The 21,959-nt window shown below is 44.4% G+C and carries 17 protein-coding genes; 7 read left to right on the top strand and 10 right to left on the bottom strand.

What is annotated here, in order from left to right; genetic code table 11:
- Positions 1 to 17 precede the first annotated feature (17 nt).
- The 3 genes from KCTCHS21_RS17630 to KCTCHS21_RS17640 form a co-directional block, all read right to left on the bottom strand.
- Positions 18 to 2,252, bottom strand: coding sequence for a heavy metal translocating P-type ATPase (locus tag KCTCHS21_RS17630; protein WP_130611144.1), 2,235 nt, complete (start codon positions 2,250 to 2,252; stop codon positions 18 to 20).
- A gap of 85 nt (positions 2,253 to 2,337) precedes the next feature.
- Positions 2,338 to 2,538 (bottom strand): copper ion binding protein, encoded by a 201-nt coding sequence (locus KCTCHS21_RS17635; RefSeq protein WP_130611147.1) that lies wholly within the window; start codon positions 2,536 to 2,538, stop codon positions 2,338 to 2,340.
- Positions 2,539 to 2,559: 21 nt separating this feature from the next.
- Entirely contained in the window at positions 2,560 to 2,919 is a 360-nt protein-coding gene (locus tag KCTCHS21_RS17640) for a metal-sensitive transcriptional regulator (protein ID WP_130611150.1), read from the bottom strand.
- A 275-nt stretch (positions 2,920 to 3,194) separates the two neighbouring features.
- Between KCTCHS21_RS17640 and trhO the strand changes: the two genes are divergently transcribed.
- Entirely contained in the window at positions 3,195 to 4,100 is a 906-nt protein-coding gene (gene trhO, locus KCTCHS21_RS17645; protein ID WP_130611153.1) for an oxygen-dependent tRNA uridine(34) hydroxylase TrhO, read from the top strand.
- A 30-nt stretch (positions 4,101 to 4,130) separates the two neighbouring features.
- A complete protein-coding gene (locus KCTCHS21_RS17650) occupies positions 4,131 to 4,757 on the top strand; it encodes a helix-turn-helix transcriptional regulator (protein WP_130611156.1) in 627 nt (208 codons plus the stop codon).
- A 79-nt stretch (positions 4,758 to 4,836) separates the two neighbouring features.
- Here KCTCHS21_RS17650 and KCTCHS21_RS17655 read toward each other — a convergent pair whose 3' ends face one another.
- Entirely contained in the window at positions 4,837 to 7,110 is a 2,274-nt protein-coding gene (locus tag KCTCHS21_RS17655; RefSeq protein ID WP_232057869.1) for an ATP-binding protein, read from the bottom strand.
- Positions 7,111 to 7,338: 228 nt separating this feature from the next.
- On the opposite strand from KCTCHS21_RS17655, the gene KCTCHS21_RS17660 reads away from it, so the two are divergent.
- The 3 genes from KCTCHS21_RS17660 (at position 7,339) to KCTCHS21_RS17670 (ending at position 10,245) form a co-directional block, all read left to right on the top strand.
- The gene (locus KCTCHS21_RS17660; RefSeq protein ID WP_130611161.1) at positions 7,339 to 8,403 is read left to right on the top strand and encodes a Delta(5) desaturase DesA; all 1,065 of its coding nucleotides are present in this window, start codon (positions 7,339 to 7,341) and stop codon (positions 8,401 to 8,403) included.
- Between the two features lie 94 nt (positions 8,404 to 8,497).
- Complete coding sequence (locus KCTCHS21_RS17665; RefSeq protein ID WP_130611164.1) at positions 8,498 to 9,643, top strand: sensor histidine kinase; 1,146 nt, start codon at positions 8,498 to 8,500, stop codon at positions 9,641 to 9,643.
- Entirely contained in the window at positions 9,640 to 10,245 is a 606-nt protein-coding gene (locus KCTCHS21_RS17670; RefSeq protein WP_130611167.1) for a response regulator transcription factor, read from the top strand. Before KCTCHS21_RS17665 ends, KCTCHS21_RS17670 begins: the two co-directional genes overlap by 4 nt.
- Before the next feature lie 14 nt (positions 10,246 to 10,259).
- On the opposite strand, the gene KCTCHS21_RS17675 is transcribed toward KCTCHS21_RS17670, so the two are convergent.
- Complete coding sequence (locus KCTCHS21_RS17675; RefSeq protein WP_130611170.1) at positions 10,260 to 11,288, bottom strand: glucosaminidase domain-containing protein; 1,029 nt, start codon at positions 11,286 to 11,288, stop codon at positions 10,260 to 10,262.
- 348 nt (positions 11,289 to 11,636) lie between these two features.
- On the opposite strand from KCTCHS21_RS17675, the gene KCTCHS21_RS17680 reads away from it, so the two are divergent.
- Positions 11,637 to 12,284, top strand: a complete 648-nt coding sequence (locus KCTCHS21_RS17680) for a metal-dependent hydrolase (RefSeq protein ID WP_130611173.1) — start codon at positions 11,637 to 11,639, stop codon at positions 12,282 to 12,284.
- 513 nt (positions 12,285 to 12,797) lie between these two features.
- Positions 12,798 to 13,454, top strand: coding sequence for a transposase (locus KCTCHS21_RS17685; RefSeq protein WP_130611176.1), 657 nt, complete (start codon positions 12,798 to 12,800; stop codon positions 13,452 to 13,454).
- An 86-nt stretch (positions 13,455 to 13,540) separates the two neighbouring features.
- Here the strand turns inward: KCTCHS21_RS17685 and KCTCHS21_RS17690 are convergent, their stop codons facing one another.
- The 5 genes from KCTCHS21_RS17690 to KCTCHS21_RS17710 form a co-directional block, all read right to left on the bottom strand.
- Complete coding sequence (locus KCTCHS21_RS17690; protein WP_130611179.1) at positions 13,541 to 13,894, bottom strand: PH domain-containing protein; 354 nt, start codon at positions 13,892 to 13,894, stop codon at positions 13,541 to 13,543.
- A gap of 92 nt (positions 13,895 to 13,986) precedes the next feature.
- Positions 13,987 to 18,447 carry a DEAD/DEAH box helicase gene (locus KCTCHS21_RS17695; protein WP_130611182.1) on the bottom strand — a complete coding sequence of 1,487 codons (4,461 nt, stop codon included), beginning with the start codon at positions 18,445 to 18,447 and terminating at the stop codon, positions 13,987 to 13,989.
- Between the two features lie 16 nt (positions 18,448 to 18,463).
- Positions 18,464 to 20,203 (bottom strand): ABC transporter ATP-binding protein, encoded by a 1,740-nt coding sequence (locus KCTCHS21_RS17700; RefSeq protein WP_130611185.1) that lies wholly within the window; start codon positions 20,201 to 20,203, stop codon positions 18,464 to 18,466.
- A 108-nt stretch (positions 20,204 to 20,311) separates the two neighbouring features.
- Positions 20,312 to 20,824: a GNAT family N-acetyltransferase gene (locus KCTCHS21_RS17705; RefSeq protein ID WP_130611188.1), complete on the bottom strand. Its 513-nt coding sequence runs from the start codon at positions 20,822 to 20,824 to the stop codon at positions 20,312 to 20,314.
- Positions 20,825 to 20,873: 49 nt separating this feature from the next.
- Positions 20,874 to 21,734 (bottom strand): M15 family metallopeptidase, encoded by an 861-nt coding sequence (locus tag KCTCHS21_RS17710; RefSeq protein ID WP_197726475.1) that lies wholly within the window; start codon positions 21,732 to 21,734, stop codon positions 20,874 to 20,876.
- Positions 21,735 to 21,959 lie beyond the last annotated feature (225 nt).

Raw genomic sequence — 21,959 nt, forward strand, 5'->3', positions numbered from 1 at the left:
AGGATTCCTCCGATAGTTTAAAGCTTTACCCTCTGTAATCTAAGCGCATTAAGCACGACGGATACTGAGCTCAGGGCCATAGCCGCTCCGGCCAGCCAAGGAGCAAGAAATCCACTGGCTGCTATTGGAATACCAATGACATTGTAGGCTAAAGCCCAAAATAGGTTTTGCTTAATGTTTGACATCGTTTTGCGACTCATCGCAATGGCATCAGGAATGCTGTTCAAGTCTCCACGCATCAGGGTAACATCAGCAGCTTCCATTGCAACGTCTGTTCCCGTACCGATGGCCATTCCGATATCAGCTGTAGCCAGCGCTGGAGCATCGTTAATGCCATCCCCAACCATGGCGACCTTCTTGCCGCTAGCTTGCAATTTCTTCACTTCATTCGCTTTGCCCTCAGGTAGCACCTCAGCAAATACTTCCTGTATGCCCGCTTGAAGTGCAATTGCATGGGCAGTCCGCTCATTGTCACCTGTTATCATCACAACCTGAATCCCCAAATCTTTTAGTCTTGCTACAGCCTGCTTGGAGGACTCCTTAATTGTATCTGCGACTGCAATCAGTCCGGCGTATGATCCATTAATAGCGACAAGCATAGCCGTTTTTCCTTCACCTTCAAGACTGCCCATTCGCTCCAGCGCAATTTCAATATTAACGCCATTTTCTGCCATTAGCTTACGGGTACCAATCAGTAGCTCTTGACCCTCGATGACGGCTTTCACACCGTGCCCGGGAATGGCTTCGAACGAATCTGTCATTAGTAGCTCGATTCCGCGCTCTTGAATACCGTTCACAACAGCTTCGGCCAGGGGATGCTCCGAATTTTTCTCGGCAGATGCTATCCATGCTAAAATTTTATCGTCATTTTTCAAGCTAGGCAGCACTTCAATGTCCGTCAGCTCAGGCTTACCCTTCGTTACTGTTCCCGTCTTGTCCAGCAGTATCGTGTCAATTCGATGAGTCGACTCAAGATGCTCCCCACCTTTGAACAGGATTCCTAGCTCAGCCGCCCGACCTGATCCCGCCATAATAGACGTCGGCGTAGCTAATCCCAGCGCACAAGGGCATGCAATAACTAGAACAGCTATTGCCTTCTCCAACGCACCTGAGAAGTTACCGCTCTCCACTGCAAAATACCAAACCAAGAACGTCACAACTGCAATCCCCACAACTATTGGAACGAAGATGCCTGAGATAACATCCGCTACGCGCTGTATAGGTGCCTTTGACCCCTGTGCTTCTTCAACGACTTTAATAATTTGGGATAGAGCCGTTTCCTTCCCTACCTTAGTCGCCCTTACCTTTAATACCCCGTTCTTATTTAAGGTAGCCCCGATTACTGTATCTCCCCCACGTTTCTCAGCAGGAAGACTCTCTCCGGTAAGCATGGACTCATCCACAGCAGACAACCCTTCAATGACTATTCCGTCGACGGGAATTTTAACCCCTGGTTTAACTAAGAATACATCCCCAGCTACAACCTCTTCGACCGGGATATTTACTTCTTGGCCGTCACGTATAACGAGAGCAGTCTTTGCCTGCAATCCCATTAGTGTTTTGATTGCTTCGGACGAACGTCCTTTTGCCAACGATTCGAATAATTTACCCATCAGAATCAATGTAATTAACACAGAGCTTGTCTCGTAATACATGTCGACTTGATGATGATGGCTACCTATGGATTGTATCGTTAAGTAAAGACTGTAGAAATAAGCAGCAGAAGTTCCTAGAGCAACAAGAACATCCATATTCGCACTTCCATTACGCAAAGCTTTATAGGCTCCAACATAAAACTGCCAGCCTATAATGAACTGAACAGGAGTAGCAAGCGTCAGCTGAAACCAAGGATTCATGAATAATTCTGGTACCCAAATCCATGATGTAAAAGAGAAGTGACCAACCATCGCCCACAGTAGCGGAAGAGACAAGAGAACCGAAACCAGTAGCTTAAGCTGCTGCCTGCGTACCTCTTTCTTCCTATCTGCGCCAATGTCCCTCTGCTCCTCCTTCTCTTTGGCGTGATAGCCTAGCTGCTCCACCTTCTTAATTAAATCGGGAAGTGAAACAGATGAAGCACTATATTGTACTTGAGCAGTTTCAAGCGCCAAATTTACTGTAGCCAGGGAAACCCCCTCAAGCTTGTTTAACCCTTTCTCAATCCGATTCGCACAAGCGGCACAAGTCATTCCAGTAATCTGCAGAGAAGCTTGCTGTCCGCTATTTGAAGAATTCATTGTGTCTGTACTCATAATGATCAGCCTCGCTCACTTCATACCCACTAGGGGTATATTTTATTGTAAAAAAAGAGGCCATCAACGATGACCCCGAATGTAATTAGACAATATCGTACCCTTGATCCTCGATAGCCTCTTTAATCGCTTCTACAGTTGTTGTAGCTTCGTCGTAGCTAATCGAGACAGAACCTTTGGAAAGATCCACTTTAGCCTCTGCACCTAGGTTTTTCATCGCACCTTCTACTGAGCTTACGCAATGACCACAGGACATTCCTTGTACGTTTAATGTAATATTTGACATCTATTATCCCTCCAAAATGTATTATTTCATTAATTTATTAACCGTAATCAGCAATTCATCAATGACCTCGTGATCACCAGACTGGATTCTATCGACAACGCAGCTTTTCATGTGACCTTCAAGCAGTAGCTTTCCAACGCTATTAAGCGCTGACTGGGCAGCGGCAATCTGATTCAGTACGTCATCACAATAAGTATCCTTTTCAATAAGTCCTTTAATCCCGCGAATCTGTCCTTCAACCCGATTCAATCTTGAAATGAGATTCGACTTCATTTTATCCGAATGATGGCTTTTTCTTTCCTGATCCTTATCATTCGAATTGGCAGAACAATGATCATCGTGAGCATTTTGAACATTGTCTACTTTGTGCTCTTCAGCCATATGTGACCACCTCACAATCCCATTCTAATATACCCCCACGGGGTATGTCAAGTGGCGAAAAACTAATATCCTGCTTTTAGCCTACGCTCTCATTAATTGATTTCTCACTATTATGTCACACATTGTAAACTTGTATGTTGACTATGTATGCGCAACACTCTAAAATATAAAAATAAAGCGATAAATGACAACGTGCCTAGAAACACGGCGGAAGAGAAAGGAACCTCTTTTTCTTCCGCCCTTCTGTGTTCCAAATCAATTTTTGAAAGGTGAATATGATTATGAACCAATACCAAATTCTACTCTTCTATAAATATGTACCCATTACAGATGCCGAGATTTTCGCCGCAGAGCATCTTCAATATTGCAAAGAGCTTGGAATTAAAGGGCGTATATTAATAGCTGACGAAGGAATCAACGGAACGTTATCGGGAACGATTGAACAAACCGAGCGTTATATGGCAGACATTCAGAAGAATCCTCTTTTCTCTGATATTGTCTTTAAAATAGATCCGTCTGAAGGTCACTCATTTAAGAAGCTATTCGTACGCTACAAGCAAGAATTAGTCACACTTCGATACCACAAGAAGCTTAATCCAAATACCGACGGTGGTGGAAGACTTAAACCGAAGGAATTTCACGAGTATATGCAAAGAGACGATGTTATTATTCTGGATGGAAGAAGCGATTATGAATATGACCTCGGCCATTTCCGTAATGCGATCAAGCCGGATGTAGATTCATTCCGTGAATTCCCTGAATGGATTCGTGAAAATTTTGCCGAGCATAAGGATAAGCAGATTCTAACCTACTGTACAGGCGGCATCCGATGCGAAATGCTCACTGCTGTTCTCATCAATGAAGGATTTAAAGATGTTTTCCAGCTGGATGGCGGCATTGTAACGTATGGTCAAGACCCTGAAGTTCAGGGCAAAGGCTTTGACGGCAATTTGTACGTCTTTGATGAGCGGGTTTCCGTGCGGATTAATCAGACCGATGAGCATATTCTTGTTGGGGAATGTCATCATTGTGCTAAGCCAACAGATCGATATATTAATTGCGAAGACGATACCTGCCATCTACAGCATCTCGTTTGTGAAGAGTGTGAGACGACAAAGCTTGGTTATTGCTCAACAGATTGTGAAGAACATGATAGAGCAGCAGTTGCCTCATCGAGTTAATAACATTGGTAGAATCAGGTGGTGGTAGAAGTGAATGCTGAGCAGGATTTGTCTACCCGAGAGAGAATTATGCAGATGCTCAAAACGATGGGCGAGCTAAGCACGAAGGATATTACCGCCCAGCTAGGGATAACAGGTATGGCCGTTCGACGTCATATTTCCGCTCTGGAGCGAGACGAGCTTATTGAATCCACAACAGTTAGGCTGCCGATGGGTAGACCTACAGCTGTCTATCGCTTATCTGCGAAGGCAGAGGATTTTTTTCCGAAAAAATACCACGCGGTTGCACTCGACCTCCTCTCAGAGCTTGAAGGCGACTCAGGCCAAGAGATGGTTAATCGGTTGTTTGATCTTAGGAAAATATCTTTGTTGAAGAAGCTGGAAAATAAAATGCAGGGTCGCGATCTTGAAGGTAAGGTAGCTATGCTTTCCGATATTCAGAACGAGAACGGGTATATGGCTTCTTGGGAGAAGAGCGGTCATGAGGAGTATATTCTAACTGAATATAATTGTCCGATCTATCAAGTTGCCAACAAGTATAATCATGCCTGTAGCTGCGAGCTAAGCCTGTTCAAATCTCTGCTCGATGCCAAGGTGGAACGATCTGATTGTTTGGCCAAAGGCGGCAGCAAGTGTGTTTACCACATTCGGGCGTAAGCATATAAAAAAGCATTCCAAAAGTGATCAACTTCTGGAATGCTTTTTTTATATCGATTGAGCACACACCCTAAGCCCTTTAGCTTCTATTTACCTTCAGTCTAATCTCCACGCATGTTCCTTCCCCAAGCTTGCTGCTGATAACTATTGTCCCTTTGTGGTTGGCGATAATACGTTGACTTACCATAAGTCCGAGACCGTTGCCGGAAGGCTTAGTCGTAAAGAACGGCTCACCCAAGCGAGGCATCTCCTCAGTGGAAATTCCGCGACCTTGATCGATGATCCTAATGACAACAGCTTCATCCGACTGAACATAATGCAGCTTAACAGTAATTATTCCACCAGTAGGCATCGCTTCTATAGCATTCTTAAAAATATTAAGAAATACCTGCTTTAATTGATTCACTTCACAAGCAATTAGCGGAATATCTTGCTCGAACGATGTTTCGAAATGAACATTGATAAAGCTTGCATGCGAATCGAGCAACGAAATCATATCATTAAGTATGTTTCGAATATCGGCTTGTTCATATTCGCTGACTTGTGGTTTAGCTAGCACTAAAAACTCGCTAACGATAAAGTTAATTCTATCCAGCTCAGATAACATAATATCTAAATGAGTATCTGATAAAGAGCCTTGCTGTTTGTTTAGCTGTACGAACCCCCTTAATGTTGTCAGCGGATTGCGAATTTCATGAGCGACTCCGGCTGCAAGCTGTCCAACAACAGATAGCTTCTCCGATCGGCGTATAACCTCTTCCGTTTGTTTACGCGCCGTTATGTTTCTTGAAATTTCAGCTACAGCTACGATTACCCCTTTCACATCGTGAATCGGGGATACCGTTATACTGACTTCTATAGATTCACCGCTTTTTATATGACGAATGGTTTCATAATCTGCTACTGATTTCCCTTGACCTATACTCTCTAGTATGTCCTCATACTCCTTGAGCTGCGCTTCCGGAATGTGTGACAGAACCCTGCCCAGAACCTCAGAGGTATGCCAGCCATACATCTTCTCGAAAGCATTGTTAACCCGGCCCACATTCCCTTGTAGATCCGTAACAAGGATGGCATCAGAGGTTTGGTTGACGAAGGATTCCAAATATTCTTTCGTGCTTCTTAGCTCCTCAGCTGAATCCTGAAGTCTTCCCATATAGGTTTGCAGGTTATCTCCCATTGCATTCACTCGAGAGGATAACAACCCAAGCTCATCATGGCTGCGAATAGCAATTTTGCTAATAAACCTTCCTTCAGCGATTTCGTTAACATTGGCCAAAATATGACGAAGCGGTCGTATGAGCAAGCCTGCTATGAAATAACTCGCGAACCAAGAGACGATAATCAAGCATATCGAAATGGTCGAATGAATGAATAGCTGACGGTTTAAGGCTTTCTTAATCGCACTATAGTCGAAGTTCACACCGATAATGATAGGATTTCCATCTCTTAATGGGATAAAGCTCTTAATGATACTTTTGCCATCCATTTTCTCCGTACTTGTGATCATTCTACCAGATCGTGAAGCCCGCTTAACATGAAACGCGTCTTTGCTTCCGACTATATTTGTATATTGTCCGAATGGAATCGCTCGAACATCCAAGTTATGAATTAACCTTCCCTTTTTTAACTTCAATATTTCCGGCTTACCAAAAAACTCTGGGTCAAAACCGTTTATCCCAACAATATTGGGATTGTCCTGCAGCAAATTGCGGATTAGCGCAGTAGTACCCGTATTGTTCTCATAATCGATAAAAACCTGTGCATTGACATACGGGTTGATCATGTAATCGGTCGTTCCGTCATAATAATATCCCCATTTGTTGACATGAGAAGGATCAGAAGACGCATATTGGTAAGGTCCAGACCAATAATTGAGCAGCTTTTGCCCCTGGGGGATGGTCACATTGTGGTCATCGAATAATTGATTAAAGGCCTTGTACCAGTAGTCCCAGGTTTTGGAGTTCGTATTTACCTCTTCTGGCTCGGATGATTTAAGCACAACGATATTGTCGCCTGTTCTTTTCCAAAGCGAAATATGATCCACTTCCATCTTATGGCTAAGCGCAACGAGCTGCTCGTTGGTTACGTTATCGATTTGAGGATCAAGCTCGCTCTTAACAGCAACAGCAACAGCGCGCAGCTTCTCACCCAGCATATCCTCCATATACTTCTTGGACTTCTCCGCCGCTTCTAAGCTTGTCCCAACCTGCTTAGCAATCGTAAGCATTTCCTGCTTTGTATTCGCTTGAAGCTCTGATTTCGAGGAATAATAGTAAATAGATATATTCAATGTAAGAATAATCGTTACGATTAATGAGATTAACAGGGAAAGCTTTGTTTTAATGGACACGATACTTTCCTCCGAAATCAATCTAGGTTGTTATAGTATATTTATTAGACAAAATCCGACCAAATCCTCTATTTATGCCTCCGCGATCATTCCATATGACATTTGTCATATGGAACAACTGACACTTATGACTAATCATCATTCTCTTTAACCTGTACAATGTGTATTACAGTAGTTACTCTCTGCTGTCTAACTAGACTACGCTAACATTTCGAGGAGGGAACTACAATGTCCAATCCTAACCATGCACAGTTAAAAAAAGGAGTCTCTCCTTACGAAAAATCTAATACTAAATCGAGTATCCGACAACTAATTAATACACTGCCACCCTTTTTCATTCTATGGGCTGCAGCTTATCTCAGCTTATCAGTTTCTTATTGGCTAGCTCTACCTTTCATCATCCTTGCTTCCGGATTTGTGATCCGGACTTTTATCGTGTTTCACGATTGCTGTCATGGTTCCTTCTTCAAGAGTCGTAAGGCTAATGATATTCTCGGTACCATTACTGGAATTCTCACTTTGTTCCCTTACCAGCAATGGAAACATAGCCATGCGATCCACCACTCGACTAGTAGCAATCTAGATAAACGCGGAATTGGTGACATGTGGTTATTGACTGTCGATGAGTATCTCGAAACCTCATTTTGGAAACGCGTTTACTATCGCCTTTATCGGAGTCCCTTTGTCATGTTCGGCATTGGTCCTATTGCGATTTTCTGTATCAATTACCGCTTTAACGTCAAAGGCGCCAAACGTGCGGAGCGCATCAATACTTGGATTACTAACGCAGGAATTATTGTCCTATACGGTCTGTTATGTTGGGCACTCGGCTGGCAGAACTTCCTGCTTATCCAGGCACCTATCTTCTGGTTTTCGGGAGCACTTGGCATTTGGTTGTTCTATGTTCAGCATCAATTCGAGGATTCTTATTTTGAGAACGAAGAGGAATGGAGCTATGTGAAAGCAGCTGTCGAAGGCAGCTCCTACTACAAGCTTCCTAAATTGCTACAATGGATGACAGGTAACATTGGATTTCACCATGTTCATCATTTGAGCCCTAGAGTTCCTAACTACAATCTGGAGCAGGCCCATAACGCTGTCCCTCCGCTGCAGCATGCAACTACAATTACTTTTGGAACGAGTCTCAAAGCACTTAACTTCCGTCTGTGGGATGAAGATAATAAAGCATTCGTTAGCTTCAAACAAATCAAGCATCTGCTAGGCAAGAATGGGGCAGCCGCTGCGCTAGCTCGGGCAAAAAATAAACCACCAGCTGGTGGAGAAGTAGCCTAGAAGTATTGTTGTTGATTTGTGCATTAAGCATGACAAGTTAGAGTTTATGATAAAATAAAGAAAAAGTCTGTGAACCACATTAGGAGCGCTACTGATGACTAAGAGGTTAAATAAGCTTCAGGGTTTTCTAAAAAGCTCCGGCATTAGCCCTTACGTTTTTCTCATGTTTAGTATATTGCCTTTTTACTTCATATTCCGGGCATCAAGTGATCTTGAGATAGTGTCCGGAATACTGATGATCATATTGTTCTTCTACTGCTATCGGCTGACCTTGAATGCGAAGGGTTGGCCCGTTTATGTAGGAACAAGCATTCAAATTCTTATTTCCATCGCCATGACCCTTGTGTTCGGCTACGCGTATTTTTCTTTTTTTCTAGCTTTCTTTATTGGAAACATTCAGAACAAGGCTGGATTTATTACGTTGTATACGATTCATATTGTGACCAGCTTTATTACCGTCAATCTAGGCTTCATTTTACAGGACAAATTTTTTCTTACACAAACACCTTTTATCTTAATAAGCCTGCTCGCAGTCATTCTCATCCCTTTAGGTAACTACAGCCGCAACAAAAGGGGCGAGCTTCAGGAGCAGCTTAAAGATGCTAATATCCGTATATCCGAGCTTGTGAAGATTGAAGAACGGCAACGTATAGCCCGTGACCTTCACGATACTCTTGGACAGAAGTTATCGCTTATTGGACTTAAGAGTGATCTGGCCCACAAGCTTATTCTCAAAAATCCAGATCGAGCTCGTTCAGAGATTAAGGATGTGCAGCAAACCGCCCGAACTGCTTTGAAGGAAGTCCGGCTGTTAGTCTCACGGATGCGTGGTACAAGACTTGAGGATGAAATCATCCATATTAAACAAATTCTTAAAGCAGCTCAAATTGAGTTTTTTATAGAAGGAGACCAGTCGTTGCCCAATGTCTCTCTCCTGTCTGAAAATGTGCTAAGCATGTGCCTGAAGGAAGCCGTAAATAATGTGGTCAAGCATAGCGGAGCTTCTTGTTGCACCTTAACTTTGGAGCAGACGAAAACAGAAATGATTATGAAGGTTCAAGACAATGGGATGGGAAATGCGGATGAGCTGAATTTCAAGCAAGGACATGGCCTTCAAGGGATGAAGGAGCGATTGGAATTCGTTAATGGTACGCTTGAGATTTCTTTGACGGAGGGTACGACAATTCTAACAAGAATTCCCCGAAACATTAATCGGCCCGATAAGGAGGACATCACATGATTCGCATCGTAATCGCTGAAGATCAGCGTATGCTTCTGGGAGCTCTCGGATCGTTACTGGATTTGGAAGATGACATGGAGGTTGTGGGAAAAGCCTCTGATGGCGAGAAAGCCTTACAGCTTGTGAACCTATATAATCCCGACATTTGCATAATGGATATTGAAATGCCGGGAAAGAGCGGCCTTGAGGCCGCCGAAGAATTGAAGGATCATCCTTGTAAGGTCATCATCTTGACAACCTTTGCACGTACTGGGTATTTCGATCGTGCCATTAAGGCCGGTGTCAGTGGCTATTTGTTGAAGGACAGCCCGAGCGACGAGCTTGCCAGTACCATTCGCAGCGTGCTAGCCGGTAAGCGTGTTTACGCTCCAGAGTTAGTTGACGAAGCCTTTGGCGGCGAGAGTGGCAATCCTCTTACAGACAGAGAGCAAGAGGTTCTAGGCCTGATCGCCGATGGGAAAAACACGAAGGAAATTGCTAACGAGCTGTATCTAACAACCGGGACAATCCGCAATTACATCTCGATCATATTGGACAAGCTTAACGTGAGCAACCGCGTTGAAGCCATTAAGCGCTCTAACGAAAAGGGCTGGTTCAAATAACCCCCTGCTCTGATTCAAATAACACCCAGCTTGCCGTAATCCTTTTGCATAATATTTTTAACTAGGCCAGACCATTTCGAATTCACGGGACAGTATTTCGTTGCAATCTTCTCTACAGTCGTGTACCCTTTACCGACGTAGTTTTTGGAAAGCAGCTGCCCAAACTTACGTACGCTGTCCCCTTTTGTTTCAAAGCTATAGGCATTTTTGTGTGCATTATCTCCCGATGCATTCAGTCCAAATAAATTGTTTTTGTTTTTAGCTAGCCGACTGCTTCCGTTGCCGCTTTCGAGCTTCATTACCGCAATAGTAAAGAAGGCATTGATGCCATACTGCTCCTCCACCTCTAGTATTGTTTCTTCGAGTCCATTTCCCGCCAGGGCCGTTCCATCGAAAATAAGCGCAATATCTGCCTCACTTAATCCCGATTCTGTTCTGACAGCCGAAGTAGGCTGATCCGGCTCTTGGGAACCAGAGGACTCAATTGTATCCACAATCTCAGTAGGCGCTATTACCTGCAGATCCTCAGCATTCTGATCTACGATCGGCTCCGGTGCGATTGCCTTAGCATAGTCACCGTGAACATATCCCCCACCCTTAATTCTTAGCCACCCATTCTTGGTCGTTTCCGTAATCTCAAGTAATGTTCCTTTTTTAATAACGTTGATAATTTTCGATTTATTATAAGCATTCGCACGTACATTTAAGTAGTAGGACGTAACCTCATATGTATTTGCAACTTTAGGCACCGCAGCGATATGTACTTCGTTAACCTGCTTCGGCTTTGGCGTTGATGCAGATTGCGGTTCAGCTAGTATTTCCCCTACTACTTGGGTTCCTTTCATTACATCAGCAATTTTTCCTGACTTTGGTGAGAGAATGAATCTCGTGCTTATTGGCGATAACGATTGTTGTAAATAGAGGTCTTGGGTTGAAGGGCTGTCATCTTTAGTGCTTGAGACTTGAAATCGCAAGCCTAATGTCAACAGCACAGCTACACCTAACAAATAAACAAACACTCGCGGCATGAGTTTTTTACGCATCACGACACCTCTTTCTTGGAATAGTGAAGGCTAATCGCAGTTATATAGGCTTGATTGTACATATATGCGAATGAAATGCTTGTCATTCTTTAAGTGAATATTAATTGTTAATTTGTCGTATCTCCGAGAGACCTATAACTGTCCAGTTACTAGGAATAAACCCGCTAGCAGTGCGGTTTTGAGACCTTCCTTTTCACCGCGTTACCTTCATTAACTTTTTCTCATAATGCACTTAAGCTGTCGACCATGGTACAAATGAATGTATAATACAAAAGCAAACATACGTTTGTATAACCTGTAATTTAGCAGCATAAGAATGATCATCACGTTCAGTCAGTGGAGGGAATTATGAAAGGAAAGACTCATCTTGCTATTGGCGGGGCCATTGGGGCTGCCGCATGTTTGATTTACCCGTTTAATTTGAACAATGACCTGTTGTACCTTTCCATCGCTAGCTTTTCGGCATTAAGTGCTGATCTCGATGGACCTAGTCTATTGAGCGGCAAATTGAGTAAGCTGTCCAAGCTGTTGCGTAACCTCGTGATGTTTGCAGGTGTAGGCCTCGTTGCCATCTTATCTTACATGTACATCGCTCAAGAGAAGCTCTATCCGGTGTTCACCACTATCTCCGTTGCCATGTTCATTCTAGGACTCGTCACTAAAGAAGGAACCATCCGGAATGCTTTAGTCAGCGTGGTAGGTTTAACCCTTCTATATGCAGGCTGGGATTCCCAGCAGAATTGGCTTATAGGGTTTGGATTGTTCATCGCATGGGCTCCTTGGTTAAAGCATCGGGGAATGACTCATACCCTATGGGCTCTTGGCGCATGGGGAGCTATAGGCTTGGGGCTAGAGAATCAGCTTCAGATTGATGGCATTATGTTTGTTTCCGTTGCAGGATATGCGTCTCATCTCATTGCAGATACCCTAACTCCGAATGGAGTCAAGTGGCTTTATCCGATTTATAAGCGGTCTATCAAGATTCGTCTGTTCTAGTTTACTCATTTTACCTTTTTTTACCCGCCTAAATTTTCACGCGCGAGAGCCCCTCTTCTCCCCGGGCTTCCTGAGTGAACTACACATACCTCTCTGCCAACCAACCCGTATGTGTAGTTCCTTCACTAACCCCTCTCCGCCCCCCAGGCTTCCTGAGTAAACTACACATATCCGTCTACCACCAACCTATATGTGTAGCTCGTTCACGTGGCCCTCTCCTCTTCGAACTTCCTAAGTGAACTACACATATCCGTCTACCACCAACCTATATGTATAGCTCGTTCACGCTGCCCTCTCCTCTTCGGACTTCCTGAGTGAACTACACATACCTGTCTGCCAACCCATATGTGTAGCTCGTTCACGTGCCCCTCTCCTCTTCGGACTTCCTGAGTGAACTACACATACCTGTCTGCCAATTTTTCACCTAAAACTTCCAAAAAATCAATTTACGAACATATGTTCCTTGTGGTAAAATGAAAACAAACGTTCCCACTAGTTGCGGAGGTATGTAAAATGCGTGCAATGTCCATTCGAAGGTTTATGGAGCAATTCCCGGATGAGCAAGCCTGTCGCGACTATCTCTTTCAGGTTCGTTGGCCGCGTGGTTTCATTTGTACGAAATGCGGAGAAAACCAATATACCCTCATTCTAACTCGTCATTTGTATGAGTGTTCTAATTGTAGGACTCAAATTTCTATTACAGCCAATACGGTTATGCACCGTACGAAGCTGCCGCTCAGCTATTGGCTGCTCACCTTCTACTGGGTTGCCTCTGGTGAACAATGCTCAGCTCGCAAAATAGCCAAAACACTTCAAGTCCAATATCGCACCGCGCTTCGCTTGCTGGATCAAGTCCGATACGCCATGTTCCGAGCTGAATATGATGCTTTATTTTCCTTTTGGTTGCCTAACGACAAGCATGCTACTCCTTATGTCGTTAAGAAAGGAAAGCATAAAATGGTTAATAAAGCAGGGTTGTTCATAAAAAGGCATTACCGGCACGTCTCCCCAACGAGTAAACATAAATACTTCTATGAATATCGCTTCCGTAGTATCAACCAATATGATCCAGCAGCGGCTATCGACAAACTGATTAACAGTGGCTCCTCGACTATTTACTCACTTAATGAATACCATAGAAAAACAATTTCTAAGAAAGCAACGGTTTGACGTTAATGTGGGTTTGTTTCATTTGGTACTTGTCTAATTTAAATAAAAAAAGACAGACCGCATGAAGAATACGGACTGTCGATGAATTATTGAACTTGAATTTCAGTAAGCTCCTGAGCTCTGTTTTTTACTCTAGCATTCTCAGCTGCCTGGCCCAGAAGGTCTGTTACATTTATGCTGTCCCGAATGTTTCTTAACATATACGTTGGTGTTGTAGTGTCCGTAGAATATATCGTAATGTCTCCAAATTTCAATATTCTCTCTAGCAAATTCCGTTTCAAGGTTATGTCCCGTATACGATACAATTGAATTTCTTCTCGCCTCTTAGTGAAGATACCTTTCTCCACGATGACTCTTCGCTCAGTGATCTGATAACGAGTAAAGCTTGGAATCCCGTAGTTAAAAGGCTTACCCTCCCAAAGCACATTCTCGTTTAACATCTCAACATCTCCCTAAAATGGATGATTTCTAGTCCTATTGTACACTAGAAAAACATCCCTGGTCCCATAAATCGTATTAGGATTTAGATAAATTAGGTGGACCAGAATACAAGTGAGCGTAAATCGCGTTCTGCTTCCTGCTTCATAAGAGCTTTGCCCATTTCCGTGTCAATAATCGGTTCGCCGTTCCACATTTCCACCTTGAGCTTAACGATCTTTCTCCTTTGAATGATCGTCTGAAAAGCCGATTGTAAAAGCTTCACCAGATGATCAATTGGAACATCCTTCTCATTCTCGTCAGCTGTAGAAACCTGATATACTTTTCTCCCATTGTTTTCAATCCATAATACCCATTGATTGTCCTTCAACAGCAAGAAGTTTCCCGGCTTACGAGAGAACGATATAGCGGGGGTTCCGGATGCTCCCTGTGCTCCCTGTGCTCCCTGAGGCCAGTCTATCATTAGACCGTAAGGGTTAGCTGGATCTGCTGAGCATAAGATTGTTGCGCGGTTGTCTGATATATCGGGTAGCGGCTGTCTCACGGAATCGTTTAGCTCGCGTGTTGTAAACTGGAGAGAAGGTATTCCTCGAATGAAAGCCCCCCTTGTCAGGACGCCCCATTCCTCTAGCCTTTTTAGAACAGGGTAACAAGTGTCCCAAGTAAAGGGCGAGGCTCTAGCGATCAGCTCTTTGTTAATTAATCCGTACACTTTAAGCAAATGATGTGTCCATATTAGCACTGGAGAATCTTTTTCTGCTGAGTCCGATGTCTTATTGCTATCTGAAGCAGCCGTATCCTCTTGAAGAGAACTCGTTGCATACCATCGTCCAAGTCCAGAGCCTGTTTTAGCCCAATTGGCTTGCTTCTTGTTGATCTGAAGTCGAAGAGGTGCAAACTGGTCATTGGAAACTCTGCCTTCCCAAACGAGCTCCAGCAGATCCGCGAGCAATTCCGTAGGTGGTTTGTCCATCTCTCTACTCAGTCGAGTTAAGAAGGTGGCACCACTCACTTCTAGAAGCTCTAACAATCGTGGATGCTTGCATGGAGCTAGTTCTGCGCTTGTCTGATTAATGAAAGGAGCATACAAAGGCTTAGACTCCGTGAGGAAGAAAGCAACCTTCCCCTCCTTGTCCCCTTCCTCCTTACGTCCCATCCAGAGGACCTCACCGGACGCGCATAACGTATCCAGGTGCTCCTTACGATACGGTGATACCCTCGATGGGAATATGATAGACTCCCAGTGAGACAAGGGTAGAAATAAGCCCTGCAGCCGCTCAATAACCGTCAAAAGGCCCTCACTGCCTTGTTGCTGAGTCCCTTGGAGAGCATGCTGCATAAAGGCGATCTGGCTGCACCATCTTGCTGGCTCGACTGGATCTGCCCGATTGCGGGCATGACGAATAGACAATCGAACGAGACGTGATGCAACCTTGGAGCTCGTCCATAACCGTTCATCCTCTGTTGCAGCGTGCGGAGCCCGCTCGATCATTCCGTTTTCGAGCATTTGCTCGACTGCTTTCTTCGCGGAATTGAGCGTTAACGAAGGATAGCGTTCACAAAGCTCGGCTTCTGTGAATGAAATCAAGTAATCAACATATCTACCGATGACAAATGTAATAGCGGTCGCTGTTTCCGGAAAATCGGCATATACTTCTCGCTCGTCAGACGAAATCCAACGAAATTCACCGTCTCCAGTAAGATTCAACGAGATAGCCCGTCCCTGTTCATGTAGTAGCTGAAGCCAGCTAAGGGCCGATTCCCCTGCTAGCTTAACGATCTCATTCGCAGTTAAGTCCCCTCTGCGCTTAAGAAGTGTTGCCAATTCATCGGTATTCCGCGGAGAAAGCTCAGGCTCATTCATTGCACGATTTTGTTCCTCTATTACCTCATCGTTAATGGCATTTCCTGTTGAGCTGATGTCAAATAACTGACCCGCCAGCTCCTTACTCACGTTTAGCAATTGTAGACGAATGGTCTCGTCCAATCCGTCTCCTTCGTAAATTCTCATATTGACATAATCGGCTAAAAATTGTGCAGCAAAAGGAGAAGGAAATGGTGTCTCGCGTACGACTATGGACATTTCTCCCGTTACCAGCTTCTCAAGCTGGTATTTCAATTCTTCATAGCCTAAGTAGTCATGAAGACATTCCGACATCGCTTCCCTTAAATAGGGAAAGTGCTCTGCATAGGGCAACGCCCCTCTGAGTAGCTCTTCGCTGCGCAGCCGCTTTTGCCACATCGGTGTGCGGGTAAAGCTTCGGGAAAGCAGTAGCGATGTCTCTGCAATCCTACGGAACGCGATACCGAGCAAAGGAGAACCTGTTATCGCTTCAGTAAGCAATTGCTCAAGGTTAGCAGGTGTCACCTGATTGATCATCTGTAGCCATGACGCATCCCACTCAGGAATGACGAGCTCGATGCCATTATCCTTTGCATTCCCATACAGCTTATAAGGCAGTAGCTGCTCGAATTTCCTTTCAATAGCTAATAGCCACGCACGATTAACCGTTCTGCCACAATGATTATGAATGATAACGTGCGTTTGATTCATTACATCGCGATAATACTCAATGACAATTTGCTTATCCGTAGGGAGTGCGCATGCTCTGTGTTGGGAACGAACAAGCGCTAGCATTTCTTCTGAGGAGACTCTATCCATCCCATAGCTTGTCTGTAGCCATTCATAGATCTCATCGTTATACTCCGCTTCGCTATCTTTTTCCACTCCTTCATCGTTCGTAAGCACCATCCGGTCGGAAAGTGTTCTTAAGAACTCACCAATCTTCCTCCCCAATTCGTACGAACGGCTTCCTGCCTCATTTCGCCAAAATGGAATCTCGCTAAACCGATTACCCGCTTCAGACACATAAACCCGATCATTGCGGATATCCCGAATCATCCAAGAGCTTGTCCCTAATTGAAAAACATCCCCGACGCGGCTTTCCTGTATAAACTCTTCGTCAAGCTCACCGAGATGTGCTCTGCTCTCTAGATGATGAACAGGATATCCACCACTCTGAGGTATCGTACCCGCGCCCGTTATGGATGCCATTGCTGTATTGCTTCGTTTTCTTAGCTGGTTCGTATCGCGTTCCCACTCAATAAGAGGTCTTACGAAAGGATAAAATCCCCCTAAAACCTGTAGCATCTCCTCGTAACGTGCCAGCGAATAATCATGGTAGCTATCACTATGTAAAATAAGGCGATGCAATGCGTGTGTGTCCCAGTCATCCATTGCGACCATCGCTACTACCTGTTGGGATAGAACGTCCATCGGACCATGAGGAATACGAATATCCTCAATTTGGCGAAGAGCAATCTGTCTGCCTAGCACCGCTAATTCGGGCAGCACAGCTTTCTGCCGAGCTATGATTACACCCTGACTAGCTTCCCCCACCGCATGTCCTGCACGACCGATACGTTGGATCCCGCGTGCAGCCTCCTGAGGCGAATCGATCTGAATGACCAGATCAATATGACCTACATCTATGCCAAGCTCTAACGATGAGGTAGCGACGATGCAGCGCAGGCTTCCCTCCTTAAGCATGCTCTCCACCTCTAGGCGACGCTCACGAGAGATGCTTCCATGGTGGGACCTGGCCATTTCATAACCAACGTGATCGTTCAAGCGCAAGCAAAGCCGCTCGCATAGCCGCCTACTATTAACAAAAATAAGCACCGACCGGCAGCCTTCAATCGCTTGCACGATTCTGTCTAGAAGCGGCAGCCACACTGCCTCTCTAGTGGCCGCAGGCCTGCTCTGATCAGGCATCGTAATGAGCACACTAATACTCTTGCTCATTGTACTCTCCACGATCTTTACTGGACGTGGACGCATAGCTCTGCCATCCACCGCTCCAGCAATGCTCTCAACCATAGCGACAGGCTCTTCCGCCAGCTCCCAGCCTCCAAGAAAACGGGCAACTCGCTCAAGCGGCTTTTGCGTCGCCGAAACGCCAATACGTTGAAGCGGTCTCGCACAACGATAAGCTAACCTCTCCAACGTTAAAGAAAGATGGGAGCCCCGCTTGTCTGCTGCTAAATCGTGTATCTCGTCAACAATAACCTGCTCCACATTTTCTAGAATTGCCCGTCCTTTAACCGATGTGAGCAGCAAAAACAAAGATTCAGGCGTCGTAATAAGTAAATCAGGTGGATTACGCAAGATAGAAGCACGCTTACTCTGACTAGTATCACCTGTCCGAACCTCACAGCGAATTCCCGGCCATTGAGCACCTTGCTGCATAGCTAGAGCGTCCAATTGCTCGACAAATTGTAGCGCGTGATGATGAATATCATTATTCAATGCTTTAAGTGGTGTCAGATAGAGAATCCGAACGCCTCCTGGCGATTTCGAACGCACTAGATTATCCAAGCAGGGAAGTAGGGCAGCCAATGTCTTTCCTGATCCGGTAGGAGCCGCAATGAGAGTATGTTGACCTGCCATAATGGACTCCCAGGCTCGGAGCTGAACATCGGTCGGATCCCCGAACGACCCAGTAAACCACGAAGAAATGACGGGATGGAATGGCAATGTATTCGAGCCCTTCACACAATCGACTCCTTAGCTATAAATTCTGAACATTATATAGCCTTGCGTATGCTCCACCTAGCTCCATGAGATAATCATGCGTGCCTCTTTCCACAATCTCGCCTCGTTCAATAACAATGATCTGGTCTGCATGAGTAATAGTTGAAAGTCTATGAGCAACAACAAGTGTCGTGCGGTTATCTGAAAGAGCTTGGAGCGATTCCTGAATGAGGTGCTCCGATTCCAGATCCAGCGCAGACGTCGCTTCGTCGAGCACTAATATAGCTGGGTCTTTAAGAAATACTCTGGCAATCGCAATTCGTTGCTTCTGTCCCCCAGAAAGCTTAACGCCCCGTTCCCCAATTTCGGTCTCATAGCCCTGCGGCAAGCTCATAATGAAATCATGCGCATTCGCCCGTAACGCCGCATTCTGCATCGCATGTTCTGTTTCATGGGGATTTCCTAGCATAATATTTTCACGTACGCTGCCACTAAACAGAATGTTATCCTGGAGCACCATTCCGATCTGAGAGCGCAAGCTAAGCTGTGTGACTTCAGATATATTCTGGCCATCAATACGGATTACACCTTGCTGAACATCGTAAAATCTCGGAAGCAGGCTAATAAGAGAAGACTTCCCTCCACCACTCATTCCAACGAAAGCAACCGTTTGTCCTGGCTCAATCGTTAACTCAATGTCTCGTAATACATAATCCGTCTCTTCACGGTAGCGAAAGGACACCTGCTGAAATTCAATTCGACCAACCACTTTAGAGAGCGGCAGCGCTTTGGGATCGTCTTTAATATCCACTGGCTCATTCAGTAGCTCCATTATTCTCTCTAAAGATGCGGACGCTTGAGTCAGCTCATTAGAAGCACTCACTAGTCTGCGAAGAGGCGTGTATAAACGATCGAGAAAGCCGAAGAAGGCAACGAATCCTCCTAGCGTTAATCTTTCTGTAATGACGAGATAACCGCCTCCAAGTAACACTAACAGCGGTGCAATTTCCGTAAGCGTATTAATAATGGCATTAGTCAAAGCGTTCCAACGCGTTAAGGCGAGCGCCCTTTTCAGAAATTCCCCATTTTTAATTCCAAATTGCTCTTTCTCATGCTGCTCCAACGTGAAGCTTTTTACTACTGGTATGCCCACAACATGCTCACTCAAATACCCTTGCATGTCCGCAAGAGCAGCCGAACGGGATCGGGCAAAGGCTTTTAATCTGCGATACATTTTCACGACTGCTATGGCATAGAAAGGCAAAACTAGAATGGCAACCAATGTCAATGTAGCATTCATAGTCAGCATAATGATTAACGCAATTGTGAGAGTGAACATGTCCAACCAAATATTCATCATACCCGTCTCAACAATCGCTTTCGTCTGCTCAGCATCGTTAATCATCCGCGAAATGATTTCCCCAGATTTACGTTCCTGATAGAACCGTAACGATAGTCGCTGCAGATGCGCGTACAGCTTATTACGTAAATCAAATAGAATTTTACTAGTTGTAAGCTGCGCAAAATACTGCCGGAAGTATTCGATGGGATAACGAACAATAACGAATAGGACGAAGGAAACCGCGATTAGCTCCAGAAGACGCGATATTTTATCATCCTTAGGTAGGTCAGCTAGCAAAATATTATCAACAGCATATTGCAGAAATAGGGGTACAGCCAGGGGAATTGCGAACTTAAACATCCCGATCAGTAGCGTAAATGCAACGAGCCACCGATAGGGCTTAACGAACCTCAAATACATGCGAAATTCTTTCATGGTTATCTCCTTCAATCTCTAGGTGTATCCTCATCTTTCTGATCAAGCATAAACAGCCATGCAAAAAGCCTAACCCTTGTTCGGATCAGGCTTTTCATACAGGAAGAGCTATATTTTTTTCTCAAATTTACTAAATTCCCCGTACTCATTGACCGCTAGACCTTTAAAATCATAGCCGAGCTCTCTATAGAACGCATTAAGTATTGTGTTGTTAGAAGCACAATCAAGCTTTATTGTGTTTTTGCCTGGATAGGGAATACCCGAGTTCACCCAAAGCATCATCTGCTTACCTATACCCTTGCCCGCGAATTTACGATTAATCGCCAAGCGATGCAAATAGACAGAGGATTTGTCAGTTTCTTCACCCCATAGCTCCCGATCCCACTTGCTCTGTTCCTTTTGGAGCATAAACATACCTACGAGCTGTGTATCTTGCTTAAAAATAAATACTTCACCTTGCTCGATTGCTTCTGGAGTATTATGTGAATCCTCTCCCCTAAGCAATGCGTTCCATTGAGAGGAGCCTTTACTTAACAGCCACTCCGCTGTATTGACAAGCAACCTCATAATCGCTTGAGTATCTTCCGGTTCAGCTTGCTTTACACTTGTGAAGAATGACATATAAACGCCCCCTAAATTTATTCAAAAAATTGGCTTACTGAAACCCTAGTTATTCTACATCGAAATCAAAGTATTTATTAGGAAACGGCTCTTTATTGAGCGTGTAGTGCCACCACTCTTTGGAATAGAGCCTAAATCCGTGCTTAACCATCGCATTCTTAAGGATGTTGCGATTCGCAGTTTGCTCGGATGTAATCAGCTTTGTGCCATGACTAGAAATATCACCGAAGAAATCATATGGGCTCCCCATATCGACAATCTCTCCTGTTTTCTTGTCTATAATAGTTAAATCTACCGTACCTCCACGAGAATGTCCAGATTTTGAAGCAACGTAGCCAAGTTTAAACACTTTTGTTTTATCAACCGCGGGATAAAAAATGTCCTTCATCTTCGTATCCTTGGAATCCTTAGCCCATCGAATAAAGTGATTAACGGCTTTCTGTGGACGGTACGCGTCGTAAATGAGCAAGGTATATCCCTTTTTCTCAACCTCATCACTAACAGCCTTTAATGCCTTAGCTGCGTCGCTAGCTAGAATAGCAATAGGTGCTTTATAGCCGTCAATACGCTTCCCTACAAAATTGTAGTCCGAGTAATATCGAATTTCTGATTTGGCTGCCGGAATGACTTCATCCATGTAAACAAAGCCTTTAGGAAGCTTTCGCTTCTTCTCAATTATATCCTCTTTAATAGGATCTGTGGGAGTGTCTATCACTTCCTTAGATTCTACTTCTTTGCTCACAACAGTACTATTAGCCAAAGTACTACTTGGAGCTTGTTCGTGAATAACAGGCTGACTTGTCGTAGATGTTACATTCTTAGCTTCACTTTCACTACATCCGCCAAGAAGGAAGGCTGACGTTAACGCCATAAGAATAGGTAAAACTTTCCTAGCAAAAATTTTTTTCATGTGCATCGAACCTCTCTATGAAACAGGAAGAATAAGATAAGGTATAATAAATCTACTAATAAGCAAGCAATGAGGGATAAATATGCTAGACAATCAACAAGTAGATTGCATGAAATGTCGCCATTTTTATGTGACATGGGACCCGAAATTTCCTAAAGGATGCAGAGCCTTCGGATTCAAATCAGCACTGATGCCAAGCACGAATGTCCTATCCTCTTCTGGAAA

Origin of the sequence: Cohnella abietis (assembly GCF_004295585.1) — a bacterium.
Lineage (GTDB): Bacteria > Bacillota > Bacilli > Paenibacillales > Paenibacillaceae > Cohnella > Cohnella abietis.